This window comes from Burkholderia sp. FW306-1C-G01B, assembly GCF_058781685.1.
Map to the genome: position 1 here is coordinate 188,181 of NZ_JBYSWZ010000007.1, position 15,822 is coordinate 204,002.

Annotated in this window: 16 protein-coding genes; 6 read left to right on the forward strand and 10 right to left on the reverse strand. The window is 67.5% G+C overall.

Annotated features, from left to right (window positions below):
- Positions 1-3: 3 nt before the first annotated feature.
- The 5 genes from AC3WLY_RS16025 to AC3WLY_RS16045 all read left to right on the forward strand — a co-directional run bounded on the left by AC3WLY_RS16025 (position 4) and on the right by AC3WLY_RS16045 (position 6,241).
- Positions 4-990, forward strand: coding sequence for an ABC transporter permease subunit (locus AC3WLY_RS16025; RefSeq protein ID WP_492310645.1), 987 nt, complete (start codon positions 4-6; stop codon positions 988-990).
- Positions 987-1,826, forward strand: coding sequence for an ABC transporter permease subunit (locus AC3WLY_RS16030; RefSeq protein WP_034179243.1), 840 nt, complete (start codon positions 987-989; stop codon positions 1,824-1,826). Before AC3WLY_RS16025 ends, AC3WLY_RS16030 begins: the two co-directional genes overlap by 4 nt.
- A 101-nt stretch (positions 1,827-1,927) precedes the next feature.
- Positions 1,928-3,502 carry a DUF3138 family protein gene (locus tag AC3WLY_RS16035; protein WP_492310644.1) on the forward strand — a complete coding sequence of 525 codons (1,575 nt, stop codon included), beginning with the start codon at positions 1,928-1,930 and terminating at the stop codon, positions 3,500-3,502.
- A gap of 112 nt (positions 3,503-3,614) precedes the next feature.
- Positions 3,615-4,919: an NAD(P)/FAD-dependent oxidoreductase gene (locus AC3WLY_RS16040; RefSeq protein WP_492310643.1), complete on the forward strand. Its 1,305-nt coding sequence runs from the start codon at positions 3,615-3,617 to the stop codon at positions 4,917-4,919.
- 20 nt (positions 4,920-4,939) lie between these two features.
- Entirely contained in the window at positions 4,940-6,241 is a 1,302-nt protein-coding gene (locus tag AC3WLY_RS16045; RefSeq protein WP_492310642.1) for an NAD(P)/FAD-dependent oxidoreductase, read from the forward strand.
- Between the two features lie 124 nt (positions 6,242-6,365).
- Here AC3WLY_RS16045 and AC3WLY_RS16050 read toward each other — a convergent pair whose 3' ends face one another.
- The 10 genes from AC3WLY_RS16050 to AC3WLY_RS16095 all read right to left on the reverse strand — a co-directional run bounded on the left by AC3WLY_RS16050 (position 6,366) and on the right by AC3WLY_RS16095 (position 14,534).
- Positions 6,366-7,031 (reverse strand): DUF799 domain-containing protein, encoded by a 666-nt coding sequence (locus tag AC3WLY_RS16050; RefSeq protein WP_425132752.1) that lies wholly within the window; start codon positions 7,029-7,031, stop codon positions 6,366-6,368.
- Positions 7,032-7,041: 10 nt separating this feature from the next.
- Entirely contained in the window at positions 7,042-7,485 is a 444-nt protein-coding gene (locus AC3WLY_RS16055; RefSeq protein WP_492310641.1) for a DUF4810 domain-containing protein, read from the reverse strand.
- A 66-nt stretch (positions 7,486-7,551) separates the two neighbouring features.
- Positions 7,552-8,223: a CsgG/HfaB family protein gene (locus AC3WLY_RS16060; RefSeq protein ID WP_204426390.1), complete on the reverse strand. Its 672-nt coding sequence runs from the start codon at positions 8,221-8,223 to the stop codon at positions 7,552-7,554.
- A 112-nt stretch (positions 8,224-8,335) separates the two neighbouring features.
- Positions 8,336-8,710 (reverse strand): hypothetical protein, encoded by a 375-nt coding sequence (locus AC3WLY_RS16065; RefSeq protein WP_175963367.1) that lies wholly within the window; start codon positions 8,708-8,710, stop codon positions 8,336-8,338.
- 86 nt (positions 8,711-8,796) lie between these two features.
- Positions 8,797-10,152, reverse strand: a complete 1,356-nt coding sequence (gor, locus tag AC3WLY_RS16070) for a glutathione-disulfide reductase (protein WP_492310640.1) — start codon at positions 10,150-10,152, stop codon at positions 8,797-8,799.
- 244 nt (positions 10,153-10,396) lie between these two features.
- Positions 10,397-10,624, reverse strand: a complete 228-nt coding sequence (locus AC3WLY_RS16075) for a hypothetical protein (protein ID WP_175963365.1) — start codon at positions 10,622-10,624, stop codon at positions 10,397-10,399.
- A 375-nt stretch (positions 10,625-10,999) separates the two neighbouring features.
- A complete protein-coding gene (locus tag AC3WLY_RS16080; RefSeq protein WP_111017804.1) occupies positions 11,000-12,121 on the reverse strand; it encodes a porin in 1,122 nt (373 codons plus the stop codon).
- Between the two features lie 484 nt (positions 12,122-12,605).
- Positions 12,606-13,325 (reverse strand): YoaK family protein, encoded by a 720-nt coding sequence (locus AC3WLY_RS16085; protein ID WP_175963364.1) that lies wholly within the window; start codon positions 13,323-13,325, stop codon positions 12,606-12,608.
- 58 nt (positions 13,326-13,383) lie between these two features.
- Positions 13,384-13,911: a chromate transporter gene (locus tag AC3WLY_RS16090; RefSeq protein WP_152864145.1), complete on the reverse strand. Its 528-nt coding sequence runs from the start codon at positions 13,909-13,911 to the stop codon at positions 13,384-13,386.
- Positions 13,908-14,534 carry a chromate transporter gene (locus AC3WLY_RS16095; RefSeq protein ID WP_492310639.1) on the reverse strand — a complete coding sequence of 209 codons (627 nt, stop codon included), beginning with the start codon at positions 14,532-14,534 and terminating at the stop codon, positions 13,908-13,910. Before AC3WLY_RS16095 ends, AC3WLY_RS16090 begins: the two co-directional genes overlap by 4 nt.
- A 96-nt stretch (positions 14,535-14,630) precedes the next feature.
- Here AC3WLY_RS16095 and AC3WLY_RS16100 point away from each other — a divergent pair, with 96 nt between their 5' ends.
- Positions 14,631-15,515, forward strand: coding sequence for a transcriptional regulator GcvA (locus AC3WLY_RS16100; RefSeq protein WP_175963362.1), 885 nt, complete (start codon positions 14,631-14,633; stop codon positions 15,513-15,515).
- Positions 15,516-15,822: the final 307 nt, after the last annotated feature.

Consider the following 15,822-nt stretch of genomic DNA (forward strand, 5'->3'; position numbering starts at 1 on the left):
ACGATGAGAACCTCCGCTTCCACTCCGTCCGCGCCGGTGTCGACCGGCGCCGCGAGCGCCGGCGCCGGCCGGGCTCGCCCGGGCCGCTTCGCCGCGCTGTCGCGCTTCCTGCCGTCGGGCCGCGGCGTCGCGATCGGCGTGCCGTTCCTGTGGCTCGCGGTCTTCTTCGCGCTGCCGTTCGTGCTGGTGCTGAAGATCAGCTTCGCCGACCAGGTGATGGGCATCCCGCCGTACACGTCGCTCGTCGAGTTCAAGGACGGCGTCGTGCACTTCGCGCTGCAGCTGTCGCACTACGCGTTCCTGCTGCAGGACGACCTGTACATCGCGACCTACCTCAGCTCGCTGAAGATGGCCGCCGTGTCGACGGTGCTGTGCCTGCTGATCGGTTATCCGATGGCGTACTACATCGCGCGTGCGGAACCGAACCGGCGCAACGTGCTGATGATGGCCGTGATGCTGCCGTTCTGGACGTCGTTCCTGATCCGCGTGTACGCATGGATCGGCATCCTGAAGGACGACGGCCTGCTGAACCACACGCTGATCGCGCTGGGCATCATCCACACGCCGCTGCGGCTGTACCACAGCGATGCGGGCGTCTACATCGGGATGGTCTATTCGTACCTGCCGTTCATGGTGATGCCGCTGTACGCGCACCTCGTGAAGATGGACCTCACGCTGCTCGAAGCCGCGTACGACCTCGGCGCCAGGCCGTGGGTCGCGTTCACGCGGATCACGCTGCCGCTGTCGAAGAACGGGATCATCGCCGGCAGCCTGCTGGTGTTCATCCCGGCGGTCGGCGAGTACGTGATTCCGGAACTGCTCGGCGGCGCCGACACGCTGATGATCGGCCGCGTGATGTGGGATGAATTCTTCAACAACATGGACTGGCCGATGGCGTCCGCGGTGACGGTCGCGATGGTGATGCTGCTGCTGGTGCCGATGGCGCTGTTCCAGTACTACCAGGTCAAGGAACTGGAGGAAGCGAAATGATCAAGCCGAGCAAACCGCTGTCGACGGGCGTTCTCGCCTTCGGCTTCCTGTTCCTGTACATCCCGATCATCAGCCTGGTCGTGTACTCGTTCAACGAGTCGAAGCTGGTGACGGTGTGGTCGGGCTTCTCGCTGAAGTGGTACGCGTCGCTGTGGCAGGACGACGAGCTGCTGAGCGCCGCGTGGCTGTCGCTGAAGATCGGCCTCTTGACGGCCACCGCGTCGGTCGTGATCGGCACGTGGGCGGGTTTCGTGCTCGCGCGCTTCGGCCGCTTCAGGGGCTTCACGCTGTACACGGGGATGATCAACGCGCCGCTGGTGATTCCGGAAGTGATCCAGGGCATCTCGCTGCTGCTGCTGTTCGTTGCGCTGGAGCAGATGTTCGGCTGGCCGAAGGGCCGCGGGATGGTGACGATCTGGATCGGTCACGTGATGCTGTGCGTGTCGTACGTGGCGATCATCGTGCAGTCGCGCGTGAAGGAGATGAACAAGTCGCTGGAAGAGGCCGCGCTCGATCTGGGTGCGACGCCGCTGAAGGTGTTCTTCGTGGTGACGCTGCCGCTGATCTCGCAGGCGCTGCTGTCGGGCTGGCTGCTGTCGTTCACGCTGTCGATCGACGACCTGGTGCTGTCGGCGTTCCTGTCGGGGCCGGGTTCGACGACGCTGCCGCTGGTGGTGTTCTCGCGCGTGCGGCTCGGGCTGAACCCGGAGATGAATGCACTGGCGACGCTGTTCATCACGGCCGTGACGATCGGCGTGATCGTCGTGAACCGGATGATGATCGCGCGCGAGCGGCGCCGCGTGGCCGACATGAAGGCGGCGTTCGCGGTGGCGTGAGCCTCCCCTTTCCCTTTCCTCGATAACAAGACCCGCGCGCCGCACCATGCGGCGCGCGAACCGATCGCACTTTGACTGGCGCACGACAAGGAGAATCCGCAATGAAGAAGAAACTGATCTGCCTGCTGGTGGCCGGCGCGTTGCCGGGCATCGCGCTGGCCGGCTCGACATCCGCCGAGATCAAGGCGCTGCAGGCGCAGGTCGCGGCGCTGCAGAAACAGATGAAGGCGATGCAGGCGCAGCTCGCCGCGAAGCCGGGCGGCGCCGTGGTCGCGCAGGCCGGTGCGAAGGCCGGCGCGGCGCCGGTTGCCGTAGCCGTCGATCCGGGCTCGCCCGACTACGGCCGCGCACAGGCCACGCTGACCAACGACGAGGTCAGCGACATGAAGCAGCAGATCGCGAACCAGCAGCTGAAGGTCGACTCGCTGACCGACGCGGCCAGCACGGGCCCGCTCGCCGGCCTGTCGGTGACGGGCTACATCGATCCGACCTACATCTACAACCGCGCGGCCGGCACGTCGTCGTTCCTGTTCGCGAACCACGAGAACGCGTACAACTACTTCAACAGCACGTTCGGCGATCTCTACCTCGACATCAAGAAGACCTTCGGCGTCGGCCCGATGGCGCCGTCGGCCGAGATCACGCTGATGCCGAACCGCGGCAACGGCATCACGCTGCTGCAGAACTCGCGCGGCTCGATCACCGACAACCTGCTGAACACGGCGGTCATCAACGTGCCGATCACCGCCACGACGACGCTGGTCGCCGGCCTGATCCCGAGCTTCGGCGGCTACGAGGTGCAGCAGTCGAACCAGATGCTCACGCTCACGCACAACCTGCTGTACGATTTCTCGGATCCGGGCAGCTACGTCGGTGTCGGCGCGAACTACACGAAGGGCAACTGGGCGTGGAAGTTCTTCCTCGGCAACGAGCAGTACCGCACGTACGGCTCGGTCACGCAGACGGGCACCAATGCGCTCGGCGATCCGATCAGCACCAGCAACAAGGTGCCGACCTTCACCGCGCGCGCGGACTACACGTGGTCGAGCGCGCTCGATATCGGCGGGTCTTTCAACATCGGGCGGCAGACGCTCGCGAGCGCGATCGACGACCAGGGCGTCGTCCACTACGGCCCGGGCGGTGCGGCGCCGAGCGCATACGGTTCGTTCTTCTTCGGCGAACTCGACGCGACCTACACGCTTGCCGATATTCAGTACAACGCCGAAGTCGACTACGGCAGGCAGCAGCATGCGGCGTTCAATGGCGGGCTCGCGCAATGGTACGGCCTGTCGCTGCTCGCGCACCGCAAGTTCAACGCGCCGGTGGTCGGCCGCATGGGCGTGACACTGCGCTACGACCTGCTCGCCAATACGAAGAACGGCGGCGGCGGCGGCGGCATCGCGCTGAACGGCAACGGGATGGATCCGAACAACGGCTTCGGCGTCGACGCGGACTGCCTCGCGATGTCGAAGGCCGGCGGCGGCCTGGGCTTCGAGTGCAAGGGCGCCGTGCGCCAGGACGTCGCGCTCGACCTGCTGTTCTATCCGACCCAGCAGATCACCGTGAAGGTCGAATACCGGCACGACTGGGCGAACAACAAGGTGTTCCTGCGCAACGACGGTTCGTACGGCAAGTCCAACGACCTGCTCGCGACGCAGTTCATCTATTCGTTCTGACGCAGCACACGCGGGACGCCGTGCCGCGTGCACGGCGTCCCGCGCCGTTTTTGCCGGCCGGATCGCGGTGCGTCGCGCACCGAATGCCAGCCGTAAAGAGGGAGCCGATTTGATGACGCAGTCTTTCACCCGCCGCGCCGATGCGCTCGCGCGCGACTCGTACTACGAAGCGACGGCCACGCGGCCCGCGGTCGACGATCCTGCGCTCGACGATGGAATCGACGTCGACGTCTGCGTGATCGGCGCCGGCTTCGCGGGCCTGTCGACGGCGCTCGACTGCCGCGCGCGCGGGCTGTCGGTCGCCGTGATCGATGCGCACCGGCCCGGCTGGGGCGCATCGGGCCGCAACGGCGGCCAGGCGATCACCGGCTTCGCGAAGGACGACGAGATCGAGCGGCAGCTCGGCGCCGACGGCGCGCGCGCCGCGTGGTCGCTGTCGCTGGACGGCGTCGCGCTGATCGCCGAGCGGATCGCGCGCTACGGAATCGACTGCGACTTCACACGCGGCTACCTGACGGTCGCGACGAAGCCGCGCCGCATCGACGACCTGCGCGCATGGATGGATGCCGCGACGTCGCGCTGGGGCCATCCGTCGCTCGCGTGGCTCGACACCGGCGCGATCCGTGCGCGCATCGCGTCGACGCGCTACCTGGCCGGCGTGCACGATCCGCTGTCGGGCCACCTGCATCCGCTCAAGTATTGCCTGGGCCTCGCCGATGCCGCACGCCGCGAAGGCGTCGCGCTGTATGCGCACACGCCCGCACTCGACATCGTGCGCGGCGTGCGGCCCGTCGTACGCACGCCGTCTGGCGAGGTGCGCTGCCGCTACGTCGTATCGTGCTGCAACGCGGGCCCCGGCGGCGTGCTGCCGGCCGCGACCGCCGCGCGCATCGCGCCGATCGCGTCGTACATCATCGCGACCGAGCCGCTCGGCCAGGCACGCGCCGACGCACTGATCGCGCGGCGCGAAGCCGTGTGCGACAACAACTTTTTCCTCGACTATTTCCGGCTGTCGGCCGACCACCGGATGCTGTTCGGCGGCCGCGCGAATTCGGCCGGCGCGTCGCCCGCGACGCTCGCCGAAACGATCCGGCAACGGATGGCCGGCGTGTTTCCGCAACTCGCCGACGTGCGCGTCGACCACGCGTGGGGCGGCTTCGTCGACGTCACGCGCAACCGCGCGCCGGATTTCGGCGCGCTCGATCCGAACTTCTTCTACGTGCAGGGTTTCAGCGGGCACGGCGTCGCGCTCACCGGCATCGCCGGACGCGCGGTCGCCGGCGCGATCGCGGGCGACACGCGCGCGTTCGACCTGTTCGCGCGCATGCGCCACCGGCGCTTCCCCGGCGGCGACGCATGGCGGCAACCCGCGCTCGAACTCGGAATGCTGTACCACCGCGTGCGCGAGCTATTCTGACTTTCTCCGTTCTCCTGACCATGCAGACATTCGCCAACCAGCCGCACGTCGCGTCCTACTACGCGGCGACCGCCAACGATACGACCCGCCACGCGCCGCTCGGCGGCACGACCGACGCCGACGTGTGCGTGATCGGCGCGGGCCTCACGGGCCTGTCCGCCGCGCTCAACCTCGCCGAGCGCGGCCACTCGGTGACCGTGCTCGAAGCGTCGCGGGTCGGATGGGCGGCGAGCGGCCGCAACGGCGGCCAGTTGATCGGCGGCTTTGCGTGCGACATCGACACGTTCGGGCAATTCATGCCGGAAGGCGACGTGAAGCGCATCTGGGACATGGGGCTCGAAACGCTGTCACTCGTGAAGTCGCGCATCGCGCGGCACGACATCGACTGCGCGCTGGTGCCCGGCTACCTGACCGCCGCGAACACCGCGCGCGACGCCGATGCGCTGAAGCGCTGGCGCGACGAAGCCGCGAAGCGCTTCGGCTACGACCGCTTCCACTTCGTCGAAGCCGACGAACTCGGCGACTACGTGCAGTCCGCCCGCTATTGCGGCGGCCTGTACGACCCGGACAGCGGCCACCTGCATCCGCTCAACTACACGCTCGGCCTCGCCCGCGCGGCGACCGGCGCGGGCGTGCGGATCCACGAGGACAGTTGCGTGACGCGCGTGCGCGACGTCGCGGGCGGCCACGTCGTCGAGACGAGCGGCGGCAACGTTCGCGCGCGTTTCGTCGTGCTCGCATGCAATACCTACGTCGGCACGCTCGCGCCCGCGCTGTCGAAGAAGATCATGCCGGTCGGCACCTACGTGATCGCGACGGAACCGCTCGGCGAAGCGCGCGCCGCCGCGCTGATGCCCGCGCGCGCGGCGATCTGCGACAGCCGCTTCGTGCTCGACTATTTCCGGCCGGCGCCCGACACGCGGCTCGTGTGGGGCGGCAAGGTCAGCTACTCGACGCGAGAGCCGCGCGATCTCGCGGCCGCGATGCGAGCGGACATGCTGAAGACGTTCCCGCAGCTCGCGGACGTGAAGGTCGACTACGCATGGGGCGGCTTCGTCGACATCACGATGAACCGCGCACCGCACTTCGGCCGCGTCGCGCCGACGATGTACTTCGCGCAGGGATTTTCGGGGCACGGCGTGAACACGACCGCGCTCGCGGGCAAGCTGATCGCCGAGGCGATCGACGGACAGGCGAGCCGGTTCGACCTGTTTGGCAAGATCCGGCATCGCGACTTCCCCGGCGGCGCGGCACTGCGCACGCCGGCGCTGGTGCTCGCGATGAGCTGGTACCGGTTGCTCGACGCGTTCGGCGTGCATTGAGCCGCTGCGCGGCGCCGGCCGCTTTCCGCATTTTTCCGGCCGGATCGACGCAAAACGGCCGCGCACCTGACGTGCGCGGCCGCTCCGTTTCGATGCCCCTATGCAGCGGGGCAGCCTGAGTCGGTCAGTCCGTGCCGTACTTCGGCGAATGCGGCCCATACAGCAACCCGCTCGGCGGCCCGGCCGACAACAGCCGGCCGCTCGTGAACGCGGCGACGTCGTGACTCTGATCCATCAACGTGTTCGCGATCTGCTTGACCGCGGCCACCACAAGCATGCCGATCAGGCCGCCACCGCCGTTGTTGCCGCCCTCGTCGCTGCTCGCGCTCGCCCGGCCCTGCCACAGCACGTCGCCCGTGCGCAGGTCGACGAGCTTCGCCGATGCGGACACGACCGTCGCGCTCGCGAGAATCCGGTATACGGTGCCGTACTGCGAAACCTTCGAATACAGCGCGGCATCCGCGCCGAAGATTTCGCGCAGTTTCGCGGGCGACGTTCCCTGGATCTCGGCCGCGTTGGTCAGGCCGTTCTGCTTGAACGTCTCGTCCATCACCGCGACCGGCACCACGTAGTAGCCGGACTCGGCGAGCGGCAGCGTCATTTGCGACAGCACCCCGTAGGTGGCCGCGACGTCCGAGGTCTCGTTGATCGGCGGCAGCACGAGGATCGAGCGTGGCTGGCTCTTCTTGAACGCCGTGTAATCGGGTCGTTTCACCGGGTGCGCGCACGCGCTCAGCAGCGCGACGATCGACAGCACGGACATCAGCTTGAATGAGAGAGTCTTGAACATGGCGGGCGCGTCACTGTTTGGCGGTGTTCGTATCGGCGTTCTTCTGCCCGGCGATCGTCTGGTCGGCAGCCTTCTGCCCGGCAGCCTTCTGATCCGCGGGTTTCGCTGCGCCGGTCTTCTTCTTCAGCAGGAAATCCATGTAGGTCGACGATTCCGGGAACAGCTGCTTCTCTGCCTGCAGTTCCTGCTCGGCCTGCTGCTCGTTGCCGACGCTCGCGTACAGCATCCCGAGATGCGCATGGAAGCCCGGCGGCGGCATATGGCCCTTCCCGCGGATGTCCTTCAACGCCTTTTCGAGCGCGTCGATCTGCTCCTGCGGCGACTTCTGCCCCTTGAAGTATTCGTACACCTGCGGCTGATAGCCCGTCCACTGATAGAGCGGCGGCGTGGAGCTCGCGCAGCCGGCGAGCAGCAATGCGGCGGCCGTCGCCGGCAGCCAGTTACCCCGTTTCATGGTCTTTTCTCTTTGATGTCGTGGTGAATCGATCGCATGCGGCGCCGGCCCCGGCGCCTGCAGCGCTTACTGCGCGGTCTTCAGCGCACCGGCGTCGACCTGTTCGGCGAGATGGTTCACGGCCTCCTGGATCGCCAGGTCGAGCACCTTGCCGTTGAGCGTCGAATCGTAGCCGGCCGTGCCGCCGAAGCCGATCACTTCGCGGTTCGACAGGCTGAACTCGCCCGCGCCCTGGCTCGATGCGACGACTTCCGACGTCGTCGTGTCGACGATGTTCAGGTTGACCTTCGCGTACGCGACCTGCGTCTTGCCGCGGCCGAGGATGCCGAACAACTGGTGATCGCCGACGTCCTTGCGGCCGAATTCGGTCACATCGCCCGTCACCACGTAGTTGGCGCCCTTCACCGCCTGTGCCTTCTTCATGAAGCCGGCTTCCTGCTTGATCTCGTCGAGGTTCTCGCGATCGAGCACGTTGAAGCGCCGGCTCTGCTGCAGGCGCGTGACGAGGATCGTCTTCGCCTGTCCGCCGAGGCGGTCGATGCCGTCGGAGAAGATGCCGCGCATGTAGCTCGAGCGGTTGTCGAACTTGCCGACCGCGATCGCAACGGGCTTGCCCGCGTAAGGCTTCTGCGCGCTGCTCACGGCCGGCACGTCGAGCGTGCGCGACGATTCGGTCGCGCAGCCGGACAGCGCTGCGACGACCGCTGCCGCCACGAGTACGGTGCGTCGTGTCTGGATTTTCACTGCTGGTCTCCTTGCGTGGAAAGAATGCCCGGAACGGGCGTGTCGGCACGGACGTGCGCGCATCGACGCGGCGCACGCGCGGCCTGATTCATCGCCGGACGGGCGACTACGATATTCGAAGGAAAGATGCGCGCAACAGGCGTGTCGCGGCGAAAAGCGGAAAGGCGGCAGAACACGCGACATGCACGTGCGCGCCCGTTACCCCGTTATTGCGGATGCTGCGCTGTTGATCGCGCATGATACGGCCCCCCGTATGATTTTGCGCGATGATACCAAACGTGTTTATCGAGACGGAACGTGTTTTTGATAATTGACGAATTTCGTGTGGCGGCAGCACGGCGGCGGCGATCGCCCGGAATCGACGCTGGACGAACCCGGTCGCCGCGCTCCCTGTCCACTGCTCATTGGCCGATGCCGTCGCGAGCGGATGATCGGCGATTGGCGCACACCGATAGATGCCGAATAAGACACGATTCAACATCCCGGCATGTGGAAAGCAATCGGGGCAGGAAATCGAATGCGCCCGATTGTTATGCCGCCGGCGCGTCTGTGCGTCACCCCGCGCCGCTAGTCGGCCGCCTTCTGCCGCATCGTCACGAACTCCTCGGCCGCGGTCGGATGGATGCCGATCGTGTCGTCGAACTGCGCCTTCGTCGCGCCCGCGCGAATCGCGATCGCGATCCCCTGGATGATCTCGCCCGCATCGCGGCCGACCATGTGCGCGCCGATCACGCGCTGGCTGTCGCGCGCGACGACGAGCTTCATCAGCGTGCGCTCGTCGCGGCCCGACAGCGTGTGGCGCAGCGCCTTGAACGACGTGCGGTAGATGTCGACGTCGCCATACGCGCGACGCGCATCGGCCTCGGTCAGCCCGACCGTCGCGACCTCGGGCTGGCTGAACACGGCCGACGGCACCCATTCGTGATCGGCCGCGACGCGCGACCCGCCGAACAGCGTGCGTGCGAGCAGCCCGCCGTCGCGCGTCGCCACCGGCGTGAGCTGCGGCCGCGACGTGACGTCGCCGATCGCGTGGATGGACGCGACCGACGTCGCCGAATACGCATCGACCGCAATCGCGCCGCGTGCGTCGAGCATCACACCCGCCTGCTCGAGCCCGAGCCCGTCGACATTCGGCACGCGGCCGGTCGCATATAGCACCGCGTCGTACGGCCCGTGCTGCGCATCGCCGACGCGCACGCTCAGCGTGCCGTCGTCCGCGCGGGAAATCGATTCGACCACCGTGCGCGCGTGGATCGCGACGCCCTGCTTCGTCATCTCGTCGGTCAGGAATCGACGCACGTCGTCGTCGAAGCCGCGCAGAATCTTCTCGCCGCGATAGAACAGGTCGACGCGACTGCCGAAGCCGTTGAAGATGCCCGCGAACTCGACCGCGATATAACCGCCGCCGACTACCGCGATGCGCTTGGGACACGTCGCGAGCGACAGCGCCTCGCGCGACGTGATCGCATGCTCGATGCCGGGCCGATGCGGCAGCGACGGACGCGAGCCGGTCGCGATCGCGATGTGGCGCGCACGGATCGTGCGTTCGCCGATCGCGACGGTGTGCGCATCGACGAGCGTCGCGCGCCCCGCGTGCATCTCGACGCCCGATTGCCGCAGCAAATTGATGTAGATGTCGCTCAGCCGATTGATCTCGCGATCCTTCGCGGCGATCAGCGCGGGCCAGTCGAGCGTGCCGGCGCCGAAGGTCCAGCCGAAGCCCTGCGCGTCCTCGACTTCGTGCGGGTAGTGCGATGCGTAGACGAGCAGCTTCTTCGGAATGCAGCCGCGCAGCACGCAGGTGCCGCCGATCTGCTCTTGTTCCGCTATGCCGACGCGCGCGCCGTATGACGCCGACATCCGCGCGAGCCTCACGCCGCCCGAGCCGGCCCCGATGACGAACAGGTCGTAGTCGAAATCCATCGCATTGCCTCATCGCAGTTCGGATGACGGCACGATAGCAAGATTCCGGAATTCTTGCGGCGCACGGCACGACCCGGCGCGCGCCCAATAAAAAACGGCGAGAAGCGTCGCCTCTCGCCGGTCAAACCAGCTGCCGGGTGTGCCATGCGTCACCGATCGACCACATGCCCGACCTGCCGGCCGCGCGGCACCGGTCCGCCCGGGCGCGCGAGGCGCGCGCCCGCGGCCGAACCGGCCGCCATGCTCATGCCTGCGACGTGTCGCTGCCGTCCGTCGCCTGCGTATCGTCCGCCGCCTGTTCGGGCTTCTCTTCCTTCTTCTCGAGCATGCCCTCGATCGCTTCGGCGCCCTTGAAGCCGGCGACGGCCGCTGCCGCCTTTGTCAGCAGGCCCGCATCCGGATCCAGCTTTTCCGCGGCTTCGACTGCCGCCACTGCGCCGGCGATTTCGCCCACGGTGTCCAGGATACCCATCGTCATCCCCTTTCAAGAAATCGTGAGGCCGATCGTCCCACGAAAAAAACCGGCAGACCGTGTCTGTCATCACCGGATACACAAGTTACGCACCAGGCCGGCCACGCTCGACGAGCGCCACCGGAACGACGCACGCGCGTGCACGGCGGCACGCAGCGGACGATGCACGCAGCGTAGCGGAAAGCGTTCGCGCGTACTGTAAAAGTATGTTCTGGAATGCCGACGGATCGCTTACGGCGCGGGGAATCCGTGATGAAGCGATTGCCGAATAGTCGTGTGCGCGTATGAACGCCGCATGACGAAAAAAAAGAGGCGCCTTGCGGAGCCTCTTCGATGCGTGCCGGCCGAATGCCGGCGCGTGCGTTCCGACGTTCGTCAGAAGATATTGCGCAGGCCGATCGCGATGCCCGTCTGGTTGCTGCGGCCCGGCAGCTCGACGTTCGCCGCGCCGTTCGTCTTGTTGAAGTCGACGGTGCCGTAGATTTCGGTGCGCTTGCTCAGCGCGTACTCGGCGATGCCGACGATCGCGTAGCGGTTGCCGCTCGCGAGCGTACCGTTCGCGGTCATCGCATTGCGCATGTGGTCGTAGTAGAACGCGCCCGTCAACGTCAGCGGCGTGCTGACCTGCCAGCTCACGCCCGCGAACGGACCGTCGTCGATCCGGCCCGTGCCCTTCGCGACCGGAATCGTCTGCTGCGCGAGCAGGCTGTCGACGAAGCCGGTGTCGTCCTTCGAGCGCAGGTAGCCCGCGTAGACCTTCGCCTTGCTGAACGCGTACACGACGTTCGCGTGGTAGATGGTCTGCTTGCGCGCCGAGTTGTCGCTGTTCTGCTGCGCGCCGGCCGCGATGCTGAGCGGGCCCATCACGTACGACAGCGACACGCCCCACGCATTGCCCTTGCCGAGCGAACCCGGAATCTGGCCCGAGAAGCCGCCGGCGCCGGTCGATTCGTAGTTGGTGCCCGTCGAGTACATCGCCTTCGCGGTCAGGCCCGCGAACTTGCCCGTGTACTTGATCTGGTTGTCCGCATACAGCCCGCCGCCAAGTGCGACCGGCAGCCATGCATTTTCGAGGTAGTTGCCGACCGTCAGCGGATCATAGGTATCCGACAGCAGATCGAACAGCGGCGTCTTCTGGCGGCCGAGGGTCACCGTGCCGTACGGGCTCTGCAGGCCGACGTATGCCGCACGATTGAACAGGCGGCCGCTGTCGGCGAATGCGCCGTTTTGCAGGTTCACGCCGCTTTCGAGGTTGAACACGGCCTTCAGGCCGCTGCCGAGGTCTTCCGTGCCGTAGATGCCGAAGCGGCTGTTGGTGATCGCGCCATTGGACATCGACAGCAGTCCGTCATTCTTGGCGTTCGCGTTGGTCAGATACCGGACGCTGACGTCGGCGACGCCCCAGAGCGTGACCGAGCTTTGTGCGGCCGCGTACTGGCTGGCGAATGCGAGCGCGGCGCCCCCTGCGATGGCTGCGAGTCGGGTGGTCTGCTTCATGAGCTTTCCTTTTTGTGGGTGTCTCCGTTCATTGCCGGCCGCGTGCGCAGCCGGGTGGCGATCGCACACGCTCTTGGCGCGCACGATGTGGCCTGAATCATAAGACGAGTGCAATCGCTGAAAGAAATTGAAACGCGCGGTAATCGCGCGACTGTCGCCCGGGAACAACGTTTCCCGCGCCGGGCCGTGCCGGGCTTGCGTCGCGCGCCGGCGGGACGGTTCGCGACGGCATCGGCGGGTGTGCACGGCACTGTAAGGGTCGGCGATGGTGCGACGCGGTAAATGGCGTATCGCGGCGGGCGGGTTGGCGCGGTCGATGCAACCGGAACATGTCGCGAAGGCCGGCAGCGGGCGCGACCGGTGCAACCGGCCCACGTTCGGGTGCGCCGGCGGATCGTGATTCGGTAGTGACTCGGTGAATTGATTAAGCGGTGACGCGGTCAATCCGGAACGCGGCGCCAACGGCTGCCGCGTAAAACACACATCAGGCCGCTTGCGCCGCCCCGTCGTCGTCGCTACTGCCGCCGCCGCTCCCCGCGCGACGCCACGCGCGCCGCACGATCTCCGCGAACGCGCCCGCAAGCAGCAGCACGGCGCCCCACAGCGCGACGTCCGGCGCGAGCCGCGTCACGAGGCCGCCGACCACCGCGCCGGCCAGGAAGCAGAAGCTGATCGTCGCGAGCAGCGCCGAGTCGTGCAGCGCACCCGCGTCGTAGCGCGGGATCAACCCGACGAACAGCTTCTGCGCGGCACGCCGCAGGTTGCCGGTCGTCATCACCGACGTGTACGACAGTTCCTCGAGATGGGTGAACGACAGCGTCTGCAGCGTCGCGACGAACGAGATGCCCGGAATCAGCCACGCGCTCGACGCGCCGACGAGGCCGCTCGCGGCGACGCCGAGAAACGCGATCTCGACGATCAGGCTCGCGAACGCGGTATGCCGCATCCAGCCGCGCTGCGCGGCGAGACCGAGCAGGTGCGCGACGAACACCGCGATCACGAAGCCGACGAGCGGCGGCACGTGATGCAGCGCGGCGGCCCATTCGCCGGCCGACAGGTTGATGCCGAGCAGCGCGACGTTACCGGTCATCGTGTTCGCGAACACGTGGCCGTGGCCGACGTACGTGTACGCGTCGAGGTAGCCGCCGGACAGCGTCAGCAACGCGGCGACGGTGAGATTGCGGCTGGCGCCGTCGAGATCCATCGATCCTCCCGTGAAAATTCGCGCCAGTATGCGGCACGGGAGATGGCTTGTCCTTCGCTCACTGCCCGATGCCCGTGAGCCCGATCAGCGCGCCGCCCGCGAGCAGCCACAGCGGATGGATGCGCGTGCGCCACGCGAGCAGCGCGCAGGCGGCCGTGATGCCCCACTGGATCGCCGTGCGGTTCGACGCGTCGGAGATCAGCACCGCGCTCGCCGCGACGAGCCCGGCCGTGACGGGCATCATCCCCTGCTGCACGTAGCGGCGCCACGGCCGGTCGCGAAAGCGCTCCCATGCATGCAGCGCAAGCACGGTGACGATCGACGACGGCCCGAACTTCGCGAGCGACGCGACGAGCAGCCCGGCCCAGCCGGCCACGTGCCAGCCGACCAGCGACACGATCATCATGTTCGGCCCGGGCGCCGCCTGGGCCAGCGCGAACAGCGCGGTGAACTCGTGCGCGCTCATCCAGTGATGCACGTCGACGACCTGCCGCTGCATCTCCGGCAGGATCGTATTGCCGCCGCCGAACGCGAGCAGCGACAACTGGCTGAAGATCGTCGCGATCGCGACCAGCGTGTCGTTCATGGCCGGCCTCCGGGCTGCGTATCTCGCACCACAGCCTGCGCCGGCTGCGGCGTGCCCGCGTCGCGACGCCGCGACGCGATCCAGACGCTGACAGGTGTCAACACGAGCATCGTGGTCGGCAGCGGAATGCGCAGCACCGCGATCGCGGCGAACGCGAGCGCCGCGATGCCAGCCGCCGCGCGCGCGTGCCGCAGCGGCTTCGCGACCTTCACGGCCATCGCGACGAGCAGCCCGGCGGCCGCGGCGGCGAGCCCCGCGAACAGGTGCTGCACGTGCAGATCGTTCTGCGTCTTCGCGTACAGCACGCCGAGCGCGACGACGACGAGCGTCGGGCCCGCGATCAGCCCGAGAATGCCCGCGAACGCGCCGGCGATGCCGCGAAAGCGCATGCCGACGGCAACCGACAGGTTGATCACGTTGCCGCCCGGCAGGAACTGGCACAGGCCGAGCAGATCGGTGAATTCGTCGGCGGACAGCCACTTGCGCTCGTCGACGATCGTGCGCCGCGCGAACGGCAGCGCGCCGCCGAACGACATGAGGCCGAGCGACAGGAAGCCGGTGAACAGCTCGGCGAGACCGACGCTGCGAGGTGACGCGGCAGGCTGCGGGGAAACGGATTGCATGGGGATCCTCATCAAACGGTCAGCCGAGGTTACCGCCGTTCAGGATCCCGGCAAAACGATTTTATCGGCGCGCCCTTGTGATCTAGAATCACAAGCATGGCACGCGATCTCCCGCCCTTTTCCGCGCTTCGGGCCTTTGAAGCAGCGGCACGACATGAAAGCTTCAGCGCCGCCGGCGACGAGCTGCATGTGACTCACGGTGCCATCAGCCGGCAGATCGCCGCGTTCGAGGCGTGGCTCGGCAAGCCGGTGTTCCACCGCTACGGCAAGCGCGTGAAGCTCACCGACGAAGGCCGCCGTTACCTGGACACCGTGCGTGCGGCGTTCGACAGCATCGCGCACGCGACCGAGCAGTTGCGCAACACGGGTGCTGCGCGCGTGCTGCGCATCAATGCGCTGCCGACCTTCGCGATGAAATGGCTGCTGCCGCGCCTGTCGCGATTCCAGCGCGACGTGCCGAACGTCGAACTGAAACTGTCGACGTCGAACGCGCCGCTCGACGCGCTCGACGGCTTCGATGTCGCGATCCGCCGCGGCCCCGGCCACTGGCCGAACTGCACGAGCGGCCACTTCCTCGACGAAAGCGTGATTCCGGTCTGCAGCCCGGCGCTGCTCAAGCGCGCGCCGATCGCGCGCGCGGACGATCTCGCACGGCACGTGCTGCTGCATTCGGATACGCGGCCGGAAGGCTGGCGCGACTGGTTCGCGGCAGCCGGCGTCGTGATGAAGGGGCGCAAGCGGCAGTCGTTCGACCACTTCTACCTGGCGCTGCAGGCTGCCGTCGACGGGCTCGGCGTCGCGCTCGGCCCGCTGCCGCTGATCGACGACGAGCTCGCGAGCGGCCGGCTCGTGATGCCGCTGTCCGGGCCGCGCATCGCGACGCGCAGCTACTGGTGGATCGCGCCGCGCGCGCCGGCCGACGATCCGCTCGTCGCGCAGTTCTGCGCGTGGCTGGAAGCGCAGTCGAATGCGAACGCATGACGCGCCGCGCACCCGGCGCCTGATCGAAACGGCAGCGATGCGCCGCCGCCCCGCACGCGTTGCAAGGTTGAAACCGTTCCGCATGCGGCGCGTCCGTTTCTCCTGCGGAATCGCCGTCGCGCCGCACCTGCGATCCCCCTTCGGTCCGGCCGTTCCGCACCAGGCCCGGCGCGCCGCCGACCGGCTCTGCCGCCGCAGGTTTCACGCCTGAAACATTACCGCCTCCGACACGTTGCACGGCTGCAGGCAGCGACCGCTCGGCCCCTGTCCGCGCGGCAATCCGCGCGCTGGCCCGCTGCTTGCTCAT

Coding starts and splice junctions, on each gene's coding strand:
- AC3WLY_RS16025 (WP_492310645.1), top strand. CDS start 4: ATGAGAACCTCCGCTTCCACTCCGTCCGCGCCGGTGTCGACCGGCGCC.
- AC3WLY_RS16090 (WP_152864145.1), bottom strand. CDS start 13,911: ATGAACGACACGCTGGTCGCGATCGCGACGATCTTCAGCCAGTTGTCG.
- AC3WLY_RS16050 (WP_425132752.1), bottom strand. CDS start 7,031: ATGTTCAAGACTCTCTCATTCAAGCTGATGTCCGTGCTGTCGATCGTC.
- AC3WLY_RS16100 (WP_175963362.1), top strand. CDS start 14,631: ATGGCACGCGATCTCCCGCCCTTTTCCGCGCTTCGGGCCTTTGAAGCA.
- AC3WLY_RS16030 (WP_034179243.1), top strand. CDS start 987: ATGATCAAGCCGAGCAAACCGCTGTCGACGGGCGTTCTCGCCTTCGGC.
- AC3WLY_RS16075 (WP_175963365.1), bottom strand. CDS start 10,624: ATGGGTATCCTGGACACCGTGGGCGAAATCGCCGGCGCAGTGGCGGCA.
- AC3WLY_RS16085 (WP_175963364.1), bottom strand. CDS start 13,325: ATGGATCTCGACGGCGCCAGCCGCAATCTCACCGTCGCCGCGTTGCTG.
- AC3WLY_RS16065 (WP_175963367.1), bottom strand. CDS start 8,710: ATGTTGAATCGTGTCTTATTCGGCATCTATCGGTGTGCGCCAATCGCC.
- gor (WP_492310640.1), bottom strand. CDS start 10,152: ATGGATTTCGACTACGACCTGTTCGTCATCGGGGCCGGCTCGGGCGGC.
- AC3WLY_RS16095 (WP_492310639.1), bottom strand. CDS start 14,534: ATGCAATCCGTTTCCCCGCAGCCTGCCGCGTCACCTCGCAGCGTCGGT.
- AC3WLY_RS16040 (WP_492310643.1), top strand. CDS start 3,615: ATGACGCAGTCTTTCACCCGCCGCGCCGATGCGCTCGCGCGCGACTCG.
- AC3WLY_RS16045 (WP_492310642.1), top strand. CDS start 4,940: ATGCAGACATTCGCCAACCAGCCGCACGTCGCGTCCTACTACGCGGCG.
- AC3WLY_RS16035 (WP_492310644.1), top strand. CDS start 1,928: ATGAAGAAGAAACTGATCTGCCTGCTGGTGGCCGGCGCGTTGCCGGGC.
- AC3WLY_RS16080 (WP_111017804.1), bottom strand. CDS start 12,121: ATGAAGCAGACCACCCGACTCGCAGCCATCGCAGGGGGCGCCGCGCTC.
- AC3WLY_RS16055 (WP_492310641.1), bottom strand. CDS start 7,485: ATGAAACGGGGTAACTGGCTGCCGGCGACGGCCGCCGCATTGCTGCTC.